Consider the following 19,099-nt stretch of genomic DNA (forward strand, 5'->3'; position numbering starts at 1 on the left):
GATTTCGGACAATTGCGACACGGCAATAACGACCTCGGATTTCCGCATTTGATTGCGTTTATGATTTCATGGCCATCACATTCCTATATGACTCCTCGCCATTCATTCTGCAATGGCGCATCCTTCAATGCCGCATCGCCTGCCGCAAAAACCATTCGTCATGGCTGACCAGCACAAGGGCGCCCGGAAAATCGGCAAGGCATGCGGCCAACGCCTGTTTCGACGACAGATCCAGGTGATTGGTCGGCTCATCCATGACGACGAGCTGCGGACCGTCGACCACGCCCAGAGCCAGCAGCAGCTTGCGGCTCTCCCCCGGCGACGGCGCGCCGCCTGCAAGCAGCCGGTCCGGATCGGCGTTCAATCGGGCGTACGCGCCCAACACCGCGGCACGGGCTTCGCGTGGAAGCACGGCCAGACGATCCAGCGAGGCGCAGACCGTCGCATCATCCAGACATTGCCCGATCGTCAGGGTCGGCACGTCATCCGGCAGGGCGGCCTCCAACGCGCGTATCACCGTGGTCTTGCCCGATCCGTTCGGGCCCGTCATGCCGATATGGTCGGTCGGGCCGATACTTAACGCCGGGATCATGATGCCGGCGGCTTTGCTTTTCGCCTCGGCCACGCGGGCGCCCATCTGCGCGTACGCGCGCGACGCGGCACCGTCCACGCTGGTCGCCTTCGCAAGATGGCGCCGGCCGATCGCATCATGGTCTTTCGCATTGATACGAGACCCCGCCGCCATACGCGAATTCGCATGCTGCACGTTTTGGAAGCGTTGCGCCTGCACCGACTGAAGCCTTCCGACTTCGGCCTTGGCGGCCGCCAGAGCCTTATCGTCATGCGCCGCCGCGGCTTCGATCTGCGCCGCCGTCTGCGTGTATCCGCCGGAATACGTGTTGACGACGGTGATGTCGCGCGTGCCGACATGCCGCCGTTCAAAGACGACGCATCGCCCGCACGTCTCGTCGATCAGCGTGACGTCATGCGATATGACGATGCCGATGCCCTGATATCGGCGCATCGCCGCGATGATGGCGTCGCGCGTGCGGGCGTCGACATGATTGGTCGGCTCGTCCAAAACGAGCAGGTCAGGCTGCGCCGCCATCGCGCAGGCAAGCTGCACGCGTTTCGCCTCGCCTCCCGACAGGCTTTCATAACGGTAGAGCCAGGCGTCGTCGATGCATAGCGCGTTGCGCACGGCCATGGCATACGGCGACCAATCCGAGGCGAAATCGTCGATGTTGTCCGGCTTGGCCGTCGTCTCCTGCGCGCAGTACGCACTGACAAACGTTCCCGGCGCAGGGCCGATATTGCCCCGATCGGCCTTGAGCTTTCCGATGGCGATGTTGATGAGCGTGGTCTTACCGATGCCGTTGTCGCCGAGGACGGCGGTCCATCCGTCGGGGAAGGTCGTGCAAACGTGTTCGAAAAGCGGGTCGGGGGCTTGCGGATAGGTATAGGAGACATCGGATAGCGTCAACATCATATTGGATGCCTTTCATACAAGGCGCACTGCTGTTGTGATATGCATCTGATGCGAACGACGAATACGGAACCGTATGTCGGGCCCTGAAGGCAACGCGCGGCAGTGCGCTTCGACGCGCACGGTTCTGCCGACGGTATTCGTCGCCTTTCAGATAAGCACTATCCGCTGCCCTTTCTCGCGCGCCCTCCTTGGCATATGGGGAGAACGATTCCATCCGGTATCAGGATACCATCAATAGTGTGACTGCGGGACGACCTCTTCACTTATTTCGCAGCTTGCTTTTCCGATTCATCCTACCGTGATACGACGCGCCAGTTATCCGGGAAGCCGAGAGATGTCGACGATACGGATGGATGGCGGTCGATCAGCGAAACAAGATCGTTCGCCGTCATCGGCCGGCATTCCGGCCAAAGGGATTCATAGATGCGTTGAATCACAAGTATCGTCGGGAACAGTTTCGAACCGGCATATCGAGCGTCCACTCTGAGCAAAGCCGGCTTCATGGTCATCGTTCTGTTGTAGGGCCTGCTGTGATGAGCGCACAGATTGCGCATATACGTCAGATGCCTCAGCCAGCTTTCCGCGTGACGGGGAACGCCGCCGAAGTCATTCGCGACGGCTTTCCTTACCGTCATCCCATTGGCGTATGCGGCCGTATTCGACAGGTTGCCGTACAGCCGAGACCTGGTTCCCATCGACATAATCTCCACGGCGGCCCAGATAGGAAGGCAGCCGTATTTACCCATATTGTGCACCACACATGGAATGCGGTCCCTTAACGCGCGGTCACGTTCGCGGTGGAAGCTTTCCATTGAGTGCCGGTGGTCTTTTTCGTTTGAGAAGCATTCGGCCTGCCCGTAGGCGAGCGGACCGCAGGCCATGCCCAGATGGCAGGCAGGAGCGGTACGCGCTTTGATTTCGATCGGACCGATCGCCTCCCATAGCCACAGCCGAAGCTCGGTGTCAAGACGATATGTTTCCCGGATGTCCTTCAGGGTTGTGCCTGTGATGAACTTGCCGTCGTCCTCGTATGCCAGCCAGTATCCACGGATCCTGCAATAGTTGGTTTGAGACAGCCATCGCACGGCTTCGGCTTTATCGTCGACGACCAGCCCGCGCTCCTGCATGAGATCGACCTGACGTTCGAACGATAGCGGCGGTTTGACTGGCTGGAAAGAGAACGACCCCGCGGGGTTCGCCGCATCTTGGATGCTCGCGTGCGGGGTACCGTCGTTGTTCATTGTCGCTTCTCCTGCCTGTTTTGTCACATTGGCGCGTCTCAGATCCGGCGGAAGCGTCCCTGCTCAGCCTCTACATGTTCTGCGGCAAACCCGGGCAAAATCGTTGTGCTTCCTCATATCTCGCGATTTAGGCCATTCAAGATATGGCTTAGATGCCTTCCTCATTTTGAGCGTGGTATCAACAATCCACTCAAACCGCTCTTTTCTTCGCCCCCATGGATGGACCCCTAGAACATACTTCTCCATACCCGCATTTAATGCCGCATCGACTGCGGCAAAAACCGTTTGTCACGCAGACCAGCACAAAGACGTCTAAAGAATCAATACGACATAGAGCGGGCAAGGTACCATCGATGGACGAAAAGTCGTGGAATCATGCGGAGGCGCCATGCGATTAAGGCAGTATCGCCCGTCGGATTGCAGTGAAATCATCGAACTGTTCCGAGCCACCGTTCATACCGTCAATGCGAAGGATTACACAGCGGCGCAATTGGATGCCTGGGCCCCGCAGAACATCGACATGGACCAGTGGAACAGGTCTTTCCTGGAGCATTACACCATCGTGGCCTTGGACGAAGATGAAGACGAAGGCCAGACCATTGTCGGATTCGGGGACATGGCCGCAAACGGTTATCTGGACCGGCTGTACGTCCATGCGGCGCATCAGGGTGAGGGGATCGCCACCGCGATCTGCGATGAATTGGAACGGCGGTGCGACAGCGTCATCACCACGCATGCATCCATCAGCGCGAAACCGTTTTTCGAACATCGCGGATATAGGACGGTACGCACGCAGGAAGTGACGCGGCGAGGCGTGACGCTGACCAACTACGTCATGGAGAAGGGACGGCGTATCGCACCGGCGTCATAAGGCAGATATGCAGATATCGCATAGCAATGGCATCCATGCAAAAAACGGCGGGCCGCCCGTGGGCAACGGCCCGCCGTCATCGCCGCGATGCCGCCGGCGTATGCGATCGCTCGGCGGCGTTTTCGGGATTATTCGCGGTTGTGATTTGATGATGCCGTCCGGCGGCGCCGATCAGCGATGCCGCATGGTTTTATGCGCGTACGGCACGGCCGGATTCGAAACGGTCGAGCGCGCCGGTACGGGCGATGACGCGATGCAGATACCACATCAGGACACCGGCGAGCACTGCGCCGGAGATGATGGAAGTGCCCAGATAGATGGAGGCGCGCAGCGTGCCCCAGCCCGGGTTGGTGAGCCAGTAGTAGATGCCGCAGCCCAGTCCGGACAGCGCGCCGGACAGTACGGTGGCCGGGAAGTTCCACTTGCGGTATGCGAAGACGAGGAAGGCGAGTTCGGCGCCTGCGCCCTGCACGATGCCGACGACCAGGGATCCGCCTACGCCCCACTGGTTGCCCAACGTCAGTTCAAGCAGTGCGGCGACGGTTTCCGCGAACAATGCCGCGCCCGGACGACGCACGATGATTGCGGCCAGCGGTCCGGCGAACAACCAGAATGCGTTCAGCAGACCTTCGAAACCGGGGGTGACCGCTTCGAACAACGCCAAAGGCGCTCCGCAGACGATGTCCCAGCCCCAGAACACCACGCCGGAAGCCACCGCGATGACTGCGGCGACGACGATATCGACGACGCGCCACTTGCGGGAATGGACGACTGCGTTCTTTACGGTTTGTGACATGATATGTGCCTTTCTTCTTTTCAAAGGCACGGGTAGAGAGAGACTCCGTACACCGGAATTGCCCGGTCACGTTCATACGGTCGAAGCGTCCGCTTCCTCTCAGCCCCTTCGGGCTCCCGTGTCATCGGACACTGTACACCATGCGACGAATATGGCGGACCAATCCTCTTGCATTCACACGTCAATCGTTATATCGCTATGCCAACGGCAGCCTCCAAGCCTCCTGGCAGTGCTCAAAATCCGGGGGCTCTTTTTCTGCCTGCGGGAGACAGAAATAACTTCAAACAACACAATCCGCCATGAATGCATGACGCCACGCACCTCACTCGCATCCTCCTCTGGCGCGCTCCCCCGTTTCACGGTAGGGTGGTGTGCGTTGAAGGAGGTTGTATGGGCGACGTACGTCTGATTGAGCAAGCGATCCGTGAACGGCTGGGCAGGGTCATCGATCCGGAATTGGGCCGTTCCATCACCGATTTGGGCATGGTGCCCGGCATCGCGATCACGCCGACCAATGACGCCGCCGGCAATGAGGCCTATGACGTGACGGTGCAGGTCGAGCTGACCGTGGAGGGATGCCCGCTGTCGCAGGCCATTGCCGAGCAGATCGATCAGGCGGTCGCCTCGTATCCGGATGCGACGCTTATCCCCCATATCGAGATTTCGGCGATGAGCCAGGACAAGCTGTCCGAACTGGTGGGACGTTTGAAGGCGGAACGCCGTCAGAATCCGTTTACGAAGCCGGGCGTCAAAACGCGTATTTTCGCGATCGCTTCCGGCAAGGGCGGCGTCGGCAAATCGTCGGTGACGGCGAATCTCGCCGCGACCTTCGCCGCGCTCGGCCTGGACACCGCGGTGATCGACGCCGATATCTACGGCTTTTCGATTCCTCGCCTGTTCGGCGTGCATTCGCAGCCGACGAATCTGAACGGCATGCTGATGCCGGTGACGGCGTGGGGCGTGAAGATGATGTCGATCGGCATGTTCGCCGGCACCGATCGCGCGATCCTGTGGCGCGGCCCGCGCCTGCAGCGCTCGTTGGAGCAGTTCCTGTCCGATGTGTGGTGGGGCGAGCCGGATGTGCTGCTGCTCGATCTGGCGCCGGGCACGGGCGATATGGCGATTTCGGTGGCGCAGGCGCTGCCGAATGCGGAATTGGTGGTGGTGACGACGCCGCAGTCTTCCGCCTCCGATATTGCGGTACGCTCCGGCCTGGTGGCCTTGCAGGTGCCGATGCAGGTGCGTGGCGTCGTCGAAAACATGAGCTATTTCGAACATAAGGGCGAACGTCTGGAGATTTTCGGCGCCGGCGGCGGCCAGCGCGTTTCCGACCAGTTGACTCATGCGTTGGGCTATGACGTGCCGTTGATGGCGCAGCTGCCGCTTGAGCCGCAGCTGCGCGAGATCGGCGAGGCCGGCCGGCCCGCAGTGCTCACCGAGGAGGGGGCGCTGCGCACCGACGGCTTGGGCCGTACGTTCAAAGCGTTGGCTGAACGTCTGATGGAACGTCCGCAATCGGCTGACCGTCCGGATCGGGCGTAGGATCGCCTGTTTCCAGCAGTCGTTTGAAGGCGTCTTCGTCCAGTACGGGGACACCCAGTTCTTCGGCCTTTGCGGCCTTCGAACCGGCGTTCGCGCCCACGACGACCCAGTCGGTCTTCCTGCTGACCGAACCTGCCGCCTTGCCGCCGCGCACGACGATCGCCTCTTTGGCGGAATCACGTGAAAAATCGACCAGCGTGCCGGTGACGACCACGGTTTTGCCGGCCAACGTCTGCGGCAGGTCGCTGGTTTCCGCCTCTCCGACGCCTACGCCCGCAGCCTTCCACGCGTCAAGCACGTCGCCGCGCCAATCCCCCGGCGTGCGCGCCGCGGCGAACCATCCGACCACGGATTCGGCGATTTCGGGCCCGATGCCGTCGATCTGCGAAAGCTCTTCGACGCTTGCGTTTTCGATGGCCTCCAGCGAACCGAATGTGGTCGCGATAAGACGCGCGGTGGGTGGGCCGAGTCGGCGGATCGACAGGGCGACAAGCACCCGCCATAGGTCGGCGTGCCGCGCCTTGTCCATTTCGTCCAGCATTTTACGCGTGTTCTCGCCGGGCCTGACGTACACGGGCTGTACGCTGACGCTGCCGTCACGCGATGCCTTGCGCAGTTCGTCGACGATCACGGCGTCCGCCGGCACTTCATAATCCGGGTATTCTTCGCGACGCAAATCATCGGTGGTGTTCGCGCCGATCTTCTTCGCTTTGGTGGCCGTCGTCCAGAAGGCCGGCACGCGATGCCACAGGCCGGATCCGCCGATGCGTCTGCGGGTTTTGCGTCTGCGCCCGTTGGCGTCGACATGCTCCTGCACTTCGATGATCGGCGCTTCACGCCACACGTACACGTCCTTCAGATCGTCCGCCGTCAACGTGAACAGGCCGGCTTCGCTGGACAGCACCGGCCGCTGCGCCGGCGGCAGCTGCAATCCTTCCATCGGCTCATACGGCTCGGGCTCTTCGCCAGGAGCGACGAGGATCTCAGTACGGTTCGGATCGTAGGTTTCCACACCGGAAGGCCGGTTTTCCTCGGGATTCGTCAATGCGATGGCTGACTGGTCGCCCAAATGCTCGATGTCGAAGGCCTTGCGCGACGCCAGGTTGATGATGCGTTCGGTCAGCTGCGCCGGGCATGATTCGACGTTCGGGCAGCGGATGTCCTTGTCGCCTTCCTTGGCCGGCGCCAATGCGGCTCCGCAGGACGGGCAGTTCGTCGGCATCACGAATTCGCGCAGCCTGTCTTCGCGCCCGTTGCGGCGTTCCAATACCGGCCCCACCAGTTCGGGGATCACGTCGCCGGCCTTGCGCACGATGACGGTGTCGCCGATCAGCACGCCTTTGCGCGCCACTTCGAACGGATTATGCAATGTCGTGCGCGCGACGGTGGAGCCTGCGACGTATACGGGCTTCAGGATCGCGACCGGCGTGACGCGCCCGGTGCGCCCCACCTGCACGGTGATGTCGAGCAGTTCGGTGTTGACTTCCTCGGGCGGGTACTTGTACGCGATCGCCCAGCGCGGCGCGCGCGAGGTGGCGCCGAGCGTGCGCTGCAATGCCAGATCGTCGACTTTGACGACGATGCCGTCGAGCGCGTGTTCGATGTCGCCGCGGTGTTCGCCGTAATAGTCGATCATGCCGAGTATGTCGCCGAAGGACTGCACGGTGCGGTTGTGCGGGGAGACTGGCACGCCCCATTTGTCATACAGCGCGTAGGCTTCGGATTGGTCGTTGATTTCGTCGTGTCCGTCACGGCCGGAGCCCCATCGCAGGGATCCGATGCCGTGCGCGTAGAAGCTCAGACGCCGGGTCGCGGTGATGCGGGGATCCTTTTGGCGCAGCGATCCGGCGGCTGCGTTGCGCGGGTTGGCGAACGGCACGCGGCCGGCGTCTTCGTTGGCTTCGTTCAATGCGCGGAAGTCGTCCCATCGCATGAACACTTCGCCGCGGATTTCGACGAATTCGGGAATGTCCTGCGCCGGGCCCTGCAGATTCTGCGGAATGGATGCGATGGTGCGCACGTTCAGGGTGATGTCTTCGCCGGTGACGCCGTCGCCGCGGGTCAGACCCTGTTCGAGCACGCCGTTGCGGTAGATCAGATTCAATGCGAGTCCGTCGATCTTCACTTCGCACGACATCGGCAGCGGCTTCGATTCGGGCCAGTCGAGGTCGCGCAGCACGGAATCGTACCAGGCCCGCAGCTCCTCCAATGAGAACACGTCGTCCAGGCTCATCATGCGTGAGGGATGCGTGACGGAGGCGAAATCGTTCGAGAACGTGCCGCCGACGCGATGCGTGGGCGACTGCGGGGAATCCAGTGAGGGGAACGCCTGTTCCAAGGCCTGCAGGCAGCGCAGGCGCGCATCGTAGGCGGCGTCGGATGAGACGGGGGCATCGTCGATATAGTATGCGATCTGATCCGATTCGACCCATGCGGCGACTCGCGCCCACAGGCGTGCGGCCGCCTCCGCCGACAGGGCGTTCACGTCGAGCCGGTCCAATGCCATGGCGTCGGCGTCGGTGGACTGCAATCCCGCGATCCATGCGTCGGAGCCGACCGTTTCATGCTGTTCCACGACGGCTGGCGCATCGTCCGACGTTGCGTCCGACGCGTCGAAATCCCATGCCAGCTGTTCGGATTCGACGTCATGTTTCGAGGCCATGGTTCCTCCACTCAATTGTTCAGCGATCGCAGGAACTGCGACTGTACCACGTCGGTGCCGTCATGCGCGGCGTCGTGTATGCGCGACGAGGCGACGGTAAGCGTACGCGCCGGCACGAACATGCCTTCGTCCACGCACACGTGCGCGGCGTCGTCGACGATGGACGACACTTCGACATCCGGCCATATCGGCAGGTCGTCGCGCCGCAGCACGGCCATCGCGTCCTCCACGTTGGTGGGCACGTCGATGCACTGCGATTCGGCGCGGGCGAGCAGTTCCTGCAATTCCGATTCCAGCATGGCGATGCGTCCGGAGGCGATGTGGTCGCACATGATATACGCGGCGGCGGCGACGTCGAACTGGTCGCGCATCCATGCCGAATAGGCGAACCGGTAGTAGGCGTATGCGGCGTCGTCGCGGTCCAGGGCGACGCGCAATGCGTTCAGGCAGGCCGCTCCGGCGGAATTCCAGTCCTCGTTCCGCGCCAGTTGGACGGCCAGTTTCAGATGCGACAGCGGATAGGACGGCGCGTATGAGACCATCGCGTTCAGATGCTTCAACGCTTCCTGCGGCCCCTTCAGCTGCGCGAGCAGATCCGCCAGTTCCATGTGCGCGTAGAACAGGTTGTCCGGAATGATGACGGTGAGTTCGTCCTCGGTCGCGAACAGATGGTTGTAGACCACGCGTTCCGCATACGAGTTGAAGTAGCGGGGCACGCCGGGATTCGTTTCGAACGTGCGGTCGAGCGCTTCCACGGCGTTCTCCATATGTTCGAGCGAAGCGTCCAGCTGCCCGGAGAACAGCAGGTCGCGGGCCTTCACGCGTTCGGCGTCGAGATCGTCGGACATGTGGAACGTGAGGTTCGGCATGTCCTCGCCGTCGATCAACGCGCTGGTGATCCGCGGCGCCAGTTGTGTCAGTTCGGGATCGGCGATGGAGTTGATGACGTTCATCGCCTGCTGCGCCTTTTCGGCCGCGGTCAGCGTGACGTCGACGGCGAGACGGTGGAATTCGCCCGTCGCGCGCTGCAGCAGGTCGGCGCGCTGGATCGACAGGCCCACCGCGTCGAAGGTGCCCAGAATCTCCGCCGTTCGGGCGGAGAAACGCTGTTCCGACAATTCCGGTTCCTCCTGCGAGCCGGAAGGCGAGAAACGATTGTCGCGCAATTCGAACTGCGATTCGACCGGCTGCAATGCGCCATGCCCGTCCACGCTCAATGTCGCGTCGAATGCGCGGTACGCCTGCAACGGCTCGTTCAGACCGTTCCCGTCGATGTAATCCAGGAATTCCTCACGCGTGAACGTCACCGATACGATATTGCGCACGGTCGGATTGCGATGGAAGGCCGCCAACGGATCCTCGTCGCCCTGCTCGCCGGCAGCGTCGGCCTCCGTCGAATGCGCGGCGTCCTGCATGCCGTTCGCCGCGGCGGCGTCACGATCATGCGCGCCGTCATCATCCGGCGTGCCGGCATCGGCGGATTCCCCGTCGTTCGACGAGGATGAGGCGAACGTCATCTCGTCGAAATCGAAATCGCGCATCAGATCTTCGAAGCTGCGATTGACCTCGCTCATATCCTGCAGGTCGTCCGAAGAGGGGACGGACGCGGCGGCGGACGCTTCCGACGGCGACGCCGCATCCGGCTCATCATGGCCGCCGGAAGGCGACATCTCCGCGAAACCGCGCACCGGCGGCAGCGCAGCCCTTGACGGATCGCCATGCATATCGCCGTCCTTCGGGTCGGCCTTGCCTCCGGTGAAACCGATATCGCCGGCATGCATGCGTTCGAACCTGCTCAGCGCTTCGCTCATCAGCTTCGAAATCGCGCTGTCCTGTTCGGCGACGGCCTCCTCCAGGCCGATCGAATCGATGTGGATCGACACCGATTCGACATCCTTGCTCGCGCCGAACGCCAACGCCGCCATCATCATGCCGACGCGCAGATTGTAATCCGTGCACATCGCGGCGCGCTCGTCCTCCGAATACGTCGTCCACGTATGACGCTTCCCGTCATAATGGCTGGACGGCATCATCGAAACGCCGGCGGACGTAAAGCCCACCGCCACTTCGCCGCGGCTCAGATTCGAACGGAATTCGACGTCGTAGCGGAACGGAAGACGCAGGCTGCGCAGCAGCAGCGCCATGGTCTGCCGGTACACCCATTCGCTGCCGCTGTAGGCGGATTCGGTCTCGTTGGCCTGCCGGACATGCGCGTCCGTCTGCGGATCGTCGCGATCCTCTGTCCACGTTCCGGTGGCGATATGGCCGGCGATCATGCGCGCGGTACGCACCAATTCGGAAACGGCCTCCAGTTCCCGATCCGCCGACGGCACCGACAGGCCGTCCGGCGTCGGCGACGCATCCGTCCGTGCGTCTTCGAAACGCGGCAGCACGATCAGCGCGGGATGTTCGAACAGCGCCTCGTCGATCTGCGCCGCCTGCGCCCGCGTCACCGTGTCTTCGGTGGGCTGCAGGCCCATGCGGGCGTTGCGTTCCAGCCATGAGCTGACCACCGAGAAACGGTTCAGATTGCCTTCGATGCGCAGCGCCTTCAACGCCGGCTCGAACGGCATCGACGAATCCCATGAGAAGAAATACGTGCCCGAATAGCTGGACGTATACAGATGCATCGGCTCTGCGCCGTGCACCGCCTCCAAGCCGGGAATCTGATCCAACGCGCCCGCCTCGCGCATCAGATCGGCGAAATGGTCCTCCAGTCCGGAGGCGCGCATGCCATGCGCACGCGCGGACAGGGAGTCACGCACGGAACGGCGGATCGCCCCCATCGGCGCCTCACGGTTGAGGCGGCGGAAGATGTTGCCCGATCCGAAACCGATCAGCACGCCGTTCATCTGCGGCAGCATGTATGCGGCGAAGAACGCGATCGCGATCGCATCGCGGTATTCCAGATTGAAACGCATCGACTTGGGCAGATTCGCGCGCACCTGCTCCAACGTGTATCGGTTGCCTCGCTTCAGCCACGAGGCAAGCCAGACCATGCGGCCGCTGCCGTCGCGACCTGCGATGCCGCCTTGCACGGCCTTCACCGTATGCGAGGGGTCCTTCGCGTCGCGAACGGCGGCATGTATGGCGGATTGCTCTGCGGAGCGCGACGTGGGGCGCGCCGAAGAGGACCGCGAATCGTGAGGGGAACGCCGCCCGCGCTCATGCGGCGTCGCCACCAGTCGCGCGTCGTCCGGCAGGGACAATTCGTCTTCCTTCGCGAAGATGAACCGTGGTTCGCGTCCCTGCACGTCCATCGTCGGATCGGTTCCGACGAACACGCGCCCCTTGCTGTCGGCGATCGCGACCTGTGAGAAATGCCGGTCATCGGCGAATATGCCGAGAGAGAACGCCTGCCCCTTGGTCTGCGGCAGCTGCGCCCAGCCCAGGCGGAGTTTGCCGGGTACCCCTTCGAAATCGTCGAATGCGCGGCGTTTGATGAGCGGGGTCAAGGTGATGGAATGCTCCGACAGCGTGTGCGCGAGTCCCCCGGATGACGCCAGGGCGTCTTCGAACGCTTTCGCGGAGCCGTTCTTCGGCGCGGTTCCGTGCAGGGCCGCATTCAGCAGCTGCCTTACGCCGCGTGCAAGACGGCCCGTTGCCACGGCTTTGTTGGATGGACGGTCGTGCTTGTTCGATTGCGGTGTGGTATGAGGCATACTGTCATCATACCTTGTGAGCGTTCGCACGATGCGGGCGTGAGAATACGGGCCCGATCACGGGTCGCGCGAACGCATGCGCCCCACGCATGCCTCACGCCGTCGAAACGCATATGCCGCGCACCGCATACAATACATTGAGTGATTTCCTCCCGACAGCGTCTCAAGGCCCGCCGCCGTCTCATCATCGGCTGGATCGCCGCAATCGCGACGATCCTGCTGCTCGAATGCGGCGTGTTCAACATGCCGTTCTGGTCGTCCCTTTCGGCGAGCACCGATTCCGCCGCCGCGTCGAATGTCTTGGGGCCGGGCGTGAAGCGCCTGGATGAGGGGCTGCTGCAGATCACCGATCCGACCGGCGCATACTTGCAGGTGCAGGCGGACGGCACGTCGTCGTTCATCCGCGTCGATCCGGTGCGCGCCGACGCGCACGCCGACGCCGGCGGCGATATGCAGGACGACGACGTCATCGACGCGCAAAACGCCTCCACCGACGCCACCGACGCCACCGCCGACACTACCGACACTACCGACACCGCAGACACCGACACCGCCGAACGTACGGCGATACGCACGACGTTTTCCGTGCGCGCCGACGGCGACGGGGTCTCCGGCCGGATCGAATCCATATCGCTGGACAGCCCCCGCTCGCTGTATTTGCGCTGCGAGGCGTCCGATTCGGTCCGCCTGTGGCTGCTGGCGCCTACGGGCAGCGTGATTCCGGTCGCGGCCGTGCGGGCGAATGTGCATGTGCCGTTTTCCATCGACCCGCTGCGCGTCGGCATCATGCTGTTCTTCGTCGTCCTGCTGACATTGTGGCGGCCCGGTTCGCGTCTGTGGCGCATCCCGCTTGACCCTTCGCAGCGACGCCAGCGTGTGGCGTTCGCCGCATTGCTGTCGCCGTTCGCCGTCGCCGCGACGGTCGTGTTCATCTGGCAGGCGACCGCCTTCACACCGCTGGTCTTCCATGAGCCGGGCTCCTACACCTATGATTTCGACCAGTATGTGCATGTGGCCGACGCCCTGCTGCACGGGCATGCGTGGCTGGATTTGCCGATGCCCGACGGGCTTGCGGACGCCGCCAATCCGTATGATCCGCAGGTTCGCGACGAATTGCTTGCCGCAGGCGCTTCGCCGATCTACTGGGACTATGCGGTATATGACGGCCACTGGTATTCGTATTTCGGCGTGATTCCGGCCATTATGCTGTATCTGCCGTATCAGGCGATCACGTCGTTGTGGACGGACGGCGGTCTGATGCTGCCGACGGGATCCGCGATGATGGTCCTGCTGTTCGCGTTCCTCGTTTTCGGCCTGCTGCTGGTGATCCGTCTGGTGCATCGCATCGACGAGACCACTTCGCTGGCGGCCACGTCGATGATATGCGTGCTGTTTTTGCTGGGCGCGAATCTGCCGTATCTGGCGTTCCGCACGAATTTCTATTCCGTGCCGGTCGTCGCCTCGCTGGCGTTGACGTCGTTGGGCCTGTGGCTGTGGCTGGGCGCGACGTCGCCGCGCAAGTCCGGTCGTGGCATGTGGTCGGTTGAAGGCGCTCCCGCCCTGTCGCTGCCGCATGTGGCCGCCGGCGCTTTGTGCATCGCCGCGAATCTTGGATGCCGTCCGACTTTTGCGGTCGCCTCGTTGCTGGCGTTTCCGATTTTCCACGCGCAGATCGCCGCGCTGCTGCATGCCCTGCGCGCGCGTACCGTCACGTTGAAGCGGGCTTTGGCCACGCCCGCCGCGATGCTGGTTCCCGCGATCATCGTGGTGCTGCCGCTGCTGGCCTACAATATGGCGCGTTTCGATTCGCCCTTCCAATTCGGCAACGATTATCAGATCACCGTTTCCGATATGACGGTCAACCAGCAGACGGCATCGAATTTTCTGGTGACGGTCGGATATTATCTGCTGCTGCCGCTGCGTTTCACCGACGACTTCCCGTTTCTGGCGCTCTCCCCTACGCCGCTTCCGCAGTGGGGGTATGCGGAGCCCGTCATCGGCGGCTTTTTCGTAATGCTGCCGCTTGCGCTGGCGGCGTTCGCCGTATTCGCCCGGCGCGGCCGCGCAACGTATGGGCGGTGGCGCTATTTCGCGACCGTATGCATGCTGCTGGCGTTCTTCCTCATCGCGTTCGACGCGCATGAGGGCGGATTGGGATGGCGCTATATGACGGATTTCGGCTGGCTGATCGTGCTGGCGGCGTTTTCGCCGATTCTGACGGCGATCAACGGGCCGAAGACTTCGATCAGATCGCGGGCCCGGATGGCGACGGCGCTGCTGCTGATGCTGTCCCTGCTGCTGGTGATGGTGTCGATGTTCGTGATCGGACGCAGCGATTCGCTGATGCAGAACAATCCGACGCTGTATCACGACGTGAAATCATGGTTCTCGCTATTGCGCTGAAGCGTTGCCGCGACGTTACCGCATGATATGCCGCCAGGGTTTCCCAGCGTAATGCCGGCGTATTCCCAGGTTCCGGCCATTTCCCTGACAAGCTCCACGACTATACTGCCGTTAGTCAACCGTGCGTTCGCCATACGATCGCCTTCAAAGTGAGGAAAGTTGGAACATACAGCATCATCGTCCGCGCACCGTCGAATACTGCAATGGGTCGGCGCGCTGGTCGCATTGGCGGTCGTTGCGGGCGTCACCGTCCTCTCGTCCGACGACGTCCAGGCCGCCATCGAGCACAGCCGCGTCACACGTCTCAACGCTCGGATCGAAAACGTGTATACGACCCAGTATCAGGAAAGCGCCGACAACAGGCTGGCGCATGAACGCGATTCCGAAGAGCGCACGCTGGACGATATCTTCATCGCCGAGAACCCGTATGGCACGAACACCACGTCGTTGTACGTGTATTTCACCACCGAGGAACCGGCTTCGGTCACGTACACCGTTTCGGCGGAAGGATACCCGGATTTCACCCGTACCGCCTATCAGGACGAGGAATATCAGACGGAGCACGAGTTCAGCGTTCTCGGTCTGATTCCGGATGAGAAGAACACGATCACGTTCACCGTCACCGACGAGAACGGCGGCGAGCGGACGCGTTCCGTCGAACGCACCGGCGCGACGCTGCTGGGCGCGGAGGACGTCCGGCTTGAGCTGACGCAGCGGCCCGAGGACGGCACCGACCTGGGCGACGGCCTGTATGCGGTTCTCGGCAACGACAGCAACGACCAGGATTTCATGTTCTACTACGACACCGACGGTGTGCTGCGCGGCGAAGTGCCTGTGCTGTATTACCGTTCGCACCGTCTGCTGTTCGACGATGACGGTCTGATGTGGTTCTCCGCCTCCACCAAGCACATGGTGGGCATGAACCGGTTGGGCAAGCTGGAGAAGATCTGCGACCTGGGCGACCGTTTCATCCTGCATCATGACTATGCGTTCGACGATGACGGCGACATCGTGATGCTCGCCACCGACCTGACCCGTTCCGACCATGCCGTGCAGGATCAGGTCGTCAAATTGGATGTCGAAACCGGCGAGGTCTCCCTGCTGCTTGATTTCGCCGATATGTTCCCGGACTACAAGGCCTCCACGGAGCATGAGGGCATCGACGAATCCGACCCGTCCGCGACCGACCGCTGGGATTGGATCCACTGCAACACGATCCAGATGCTGCCTGACGGTTCCGCGTTGTTCTCCGCGCGCGAGACCTCGACGATCATCAAGGTCAACGATCTGGAAACGGATCCGACGCTCGACTACATGATCGGCGAGCCCAGCGTGTGGGACGGCACGGAATACCGGTCGGCGTTCCTGGCCAAGGACGGCGATTTCCCGGATACGGGCGGCCAGCATTCCGTCACGTACGCGCCCGACGATTCCCTTGAGGACGGACAGTATTACCTGTACATGTTCGACAATAACTTCGGATATGCGATGACCCGCCCCGACTTCGATTGGAGCGTCGTCGACGGCATCGTCACCGATGCGCAGGACCCTGAGGCGACTTCGCAGTTCCGCAAGTATCTGGTCGACGAGAACGCCGGCACGTACGCCGAAGTCAGCCAGTTCGACGTGCCGTTCTCCGAATACGTCAGTTCGGCGCAGGAACTCGGCAACGGCCATGTGCTCATCGATTCGGGGGGCCAGGGCCTGTTCGGACAGTACGACGCCGACGGCGATCTGCTGGCGCAGTACTACATGGAGCCGAGCACGTCGTATCTGTACCGTGTGTATTCCTACGATTTCAACGGATTCTATTTCGCCTGAAGCCGGCAGAAAACATATCGGAATCACGTATACGGCCTTGCCGATGGCACGCCTGTCGGCAAGGCCATCGTCTATGGCAGGCCGCGGTTCGGATCATGGCCGAACCGGCCTATACCTTGGCCGGACTACAGTATTGGCCTATGACCGTGCATTTTTCCTCCCGTGTTGACATCAGCTCCCCAAATCCCATCGCCTTGGCTGAATCGGAGGCGAAACGGCGGGGCGTCGCTCTCGGCAAATTGAATGATTCCAATCCGACCAGGCATGGTCTTGCCCCCGTGATGCTGCCGGGTCCGTATGCCGCCGATCCGCGAGGCCCCCGTGCCGCGCGCGAAGCGTTGGCGGCGTTCCTTGCCGATGCGCAAAACCAAAATCAGACGCCGGTATCGCCATCGCCGGATGACCTGTATGTTCTGAGCTCGACTTCGCAGGCGTACTCGTGGCTGATCAAACTGTTATGCGATGCCGGTGACGCCGTGCTCGCGCCCAAGCCGGGGTATCCGCTGATCGAATCCATCGCGCAATTGGAATGCGTGGATTCGATCAATTATCAATTGCGATTCGACGGATCCTGGTATATCGACGTCGCCGAATTGCGTGCTGTTCTCGACTCCCCCGAAGGCGGCCGCATCCGCGCGCTGATCCTCATCAATCCGAACAATCCGACCGGATCATATGTGAAGCCGGAGGAACGCGCGGCGATCGTTGCGCTATGCCGCGAACATGATATCGCGATCATCGCCGATGAAGTGTTCTTCGATTATGATCTGGAGCCTTTCGCCGGCAATGCCCGACTGGCCGGGGAAACGGGCGTGCTCACATTCGCGTTGGACGGTTTTTCCAAAATGCTGGCGGCGCCGCACGCGAAAGTCGGCTGGATTCAGGTTTCCGGGCCGGCCGACGATGTCGCGGAGGCGAAGCGTCGTCTGGATGTGATCGCCGACGACTATCTGCCGATGAGCGATCTGATCGCCGACCGGATTCCCGACATGCTGGACATCGCGCCGGAACAGACCGCTCTGGTGCGGCAGCGTACGCGCGCCAATCTGCAATCGCTGCATCGGCTGCTCGACGATGACCGGTATGGTTATACGAATGTGCTGCGCGCGGAAGGCGGCTGGAACGTGCTGCTGCATGTGCCGTCCGTCATCGACGAAAACGAGCTGGTACTTCGTCTGATCGAAACGCATAATCTGACCGGCCAGCCTGGATATTTCTTCGACATGACGTCGAACGGCTATCTGGCGGTATCGCTGCTGCCTGAACCAGGCGTATTCGAAAACGGCATCCGGGCGTTGCTTGATACCGTCGCCATGATGGTCGACGAGGCGATCGCCTGAAAGCCTGACAATACGGCCTATCCGGCTTTATCGCCTTACCGCGCCTTCGGCTACGCCCTCATCTGCGCCTTCGCCGCTTCGAATGCGCGCCGGACCAGATCGTCATAGAATGCCGCGGCCTCTTCGGGCTTGCCGTCGAACACGACCGCATGATCGTCGACCACCAGCACGCGGTCGATCGCATATTCCGGGCGGCGGATCAGATCGATGTCATGCGTGGCGAAGATCACCTGCTTATCGTAGGTGAACAGCGCCTTCGCCACCATGGCCGACCCGATCTCATCCAGGCCTTTCGTCGGCTCGTCGGCCACGATGGCCGCCGGGGACACGCTCAACGCGGCGGCGATCGCAAGCAGATGGCGTTTCAGCGAATCCAACGCGGAAGCCGGCTGGCGCGCCACATCGGCAAGACCGAAATGGGCGAACAGGTTGCCGATGATGGCCATGCGTTCGCTGTCGGGGATTTTCCGCGCCTTCAACGCGGCATCGACCGCCGCTCCGATGTCTTTCGCCTGATAGTAGCTGTTCGGGATCTCCTCGCGACGTACACGCCCGACCACTTCTTCGACGCGCTTGTTCTGCTTCTTCACGCTCGGGTCAAGCGTTTCGTCGCCGGCGATCACATGCACGCAGCCCGTCGTCGCCTGCAATGCGCCGTCCAGAAGTTTCAGCAACGTCGTCTTGCCTGCCCCGTTCAGACCGATCACGGCCACGCGGCGGTCCTGCGGCGTGATCGTCAACGTGGTGGGCTTCAGGCCAAGGTTGCCGTCTTCATAGGTGTGGCCGGCCGACTGCATCTCGAAAACGACGGAGGACGGCATGGACGAGGGCTTGCCGCCGAACAACTGTGTGAGAAATCCCATGGCAATCATTGTAACGGGATTCCGCCGCAAAACGGGCTCGGATATGTGAGCCTATTCCGTACAGGATGAATATTGGTCTCGCAATATGGACGGAAAATCATCAACAGTAATTTCATGGTGCTGAGCCGTCAACGATTTCATTACAGCCTCTAATCGAATATGCGCAGGATTCCAGGCATTGCCAACGGGGACACGGTCCCGCTGCATCGTTTCGGCAATTCGAACAGCGGCGAGCATCTGCGGACGACGGGCCTTTGCACGCGACAAGCCTTCGCGAGTTCGACGTGGTGCGCGCCGCCGGCCTGCGTGACGAAGGCATCGCCTTTCGTCACGGGCGCCGCCGGCTGCCCCTCCCCCGCAGGCATGGGCCTCTCCGCTCCTTACGGCTATCCCTCTGACACTTTTGACC

General features: G+C 62.0%; 11 protein-coding genes. 5 read left to right on the forward strand and 6 right to left on the reverse strand.

From position 1 onward, the window contains the following. Positions 1-124: 124 nt before the first annotated feature. Together AC1AX7_RS08735 and AC1AX7_RS08740 are read right to left on the reverse strand one after the other, a co-directional pair. The gene (locus AC1AX7_RS08735) at positions 125-1,489 is read right to left on the reverse strand and encodes an ATP-binding cassette domain-containing protein (protein WP_476509699.1); all 1,365 of its coding nucleotides are present in this window, start codon (positions 1,487-1,489) and stop codon (positions 125-127) included. Positions 1,490-1,782: 293 nt separating this feature from the next. Next, a complete protein-coding gene (locus AC1AX7_RS08740; protein WP_476509700.1) occupies positions 1,783-2,730 on the reverse strand; it encodes an Abi family protein in 948 nt (315 codons plus the stop codon). A 388-nt stretch (positions 2,731-3,118) separates the two neighbouring features. Here AC1AX7_RS08740 and AC1AX7_RS08745 point away from each other — a divergent pair, with 388 nt between their 5' ends. Next, positions 3,119-3,601: a GNAT family N-acetyltransferase gene (locus AC1AX7_RS08745; RefSeq protein WP_476509701.1), complete on the forward strand. Its 483-nt coding sequence runs from the start codon at positions 3,119-3,121 to the stop codon at positions 3,599-3,601. Positions 3,602-3,791: 190 nt separating this feature from the next. Here the strand turns inward: AC1AX7_RS08745 and AC1AX7_RS08750 are convergent, their stop codons facing one another. Continuing rightward, positions 3,792-4,397: an ECF transporter S component gene (locus AC1AX7_RS08750; protein ID WP_476509702.1), complete on the reverse strand. Its 606-nt coding sequence runs from the start codon at positions 4,395-4,397 to the stop codon at positions 3,792-3,794. A gap of 390 nt (positions 4,398-4,787) precedes the next feature. On the opposite strand from AC1AX7_RS08750, the gene AC1AX7_RS08755 reads away from it, so the two are divergent. Further along, the gene (locus AC1AX7_RS08755; protein ID WP_476509703.1) at positions 4,788-5,939 is read left to right on the forward strand and encodes an Mrp/NBP35 family ATP-binding protein; all 1,152 of its coding nucleotides are present in this window, start codon (positions 4,788-4,790) and stop codon (positions 5,937-5,939) included. Here the strand turns inward: AC1AX7_RS08755 and ligA are convergent. Then, complete coding sequence (gene ligA, locus AC1AX7_RS08760) at positions 5,875-8,601, reverse strand: NAD-dependent DNA ligase LigA (protein ID WP_476509704.1); 2,727 nt, start codon at positions 8,599-8,601, stop codon at positions 5,875-5,877. The genes AC1AX7_RS08755 and ligA overlap by 65 nt on opposite strands. A gap of 11 nt (positions 8,602-8,612) precedes the next feature. After that, complete coding sequence (locus tag AC1AX7_RS08765; protein ID WP_476509705.1) at positions 8,613-12,263, reverse strand: tetratricopeptide repeat protein; 3,651 nt, start codon at positions 12,261-12,263, stop codon at positions 8,613-8,615. A 141-nt stretch (positions 12,264-12,404) separates the two neighbouring features. On the opposite strand from AC1AX7_RS08765, the gene AC1AX7_RS08770 reads away from it, so the two are divergent. The 3 genes from AC1AX7_RS08770 to AC1AX7_RS08780 all read left to right on the forward strand — a co-directional run bounded on the left by AC1AX7_RS08770 (position 12,405) and on the right by AC1AX7_RS08780 (position 17,827). Beyond that, positions 12,405-14,666, forward strand: a complete 2,262-nt coding sequence (locus tag AC1AX7_RS08770) for a hypothetical protein (RefSeq protein WP_476509706.1) — start codon at positions 12,405-12,407, stop codon at positions 14,664-14,666. A 159-nt stretch (positions 14,667-14,825) separates the two neighbouring features. Further along, on the forward strand, positions 14,826-16,487 hold the full coding sequence (locus tag AC1AX7_RS08775) for an aryl-sulfate sulfotransferase (RefSeq protein ID WP_476509707.1): 1,662 nt from the start codon (positions 14,826-14,828) through the stop codon (positions 16,485-16,487). A 140-nt stretch (positions 16,488-16,627) separates the two neighbouring features. Beyond that, complete coding sequence (locus AC1AX7_RS08780) at positions 16,628-17,827, forward strand: pyridoxal phosphate-dependent aminotransferase (RefSeq protein WP_476509708.1); 1,200 nt, start codon at positions 16,628-16,630, stop codon at positions 17,825-17,827. Positions 17,828-17,877: 50 nt separating this feature from the next. On the opposite strand, the gene AC1AX7_RS08785 is transcribed toward AC1AX7_RS08780, so the two are convergent. After that, positions 17,878-18,690, reverse strand: coding sequence for an ATP-binding cassette domain-containing protein (locus AC1AX7_RS08785; RefSeq protein ID WP_476509709.1), 813 nt, complete (start codon positions 18,688-18,690; stop codon positions 17,878-17,880). Positions 18,691-19,099 lie beyond the last annotated feature (409 nt).

The sequence above is a fragment of the Bifidobacterium sp. LH_449 genome (genome assembly GCF_056356755.1).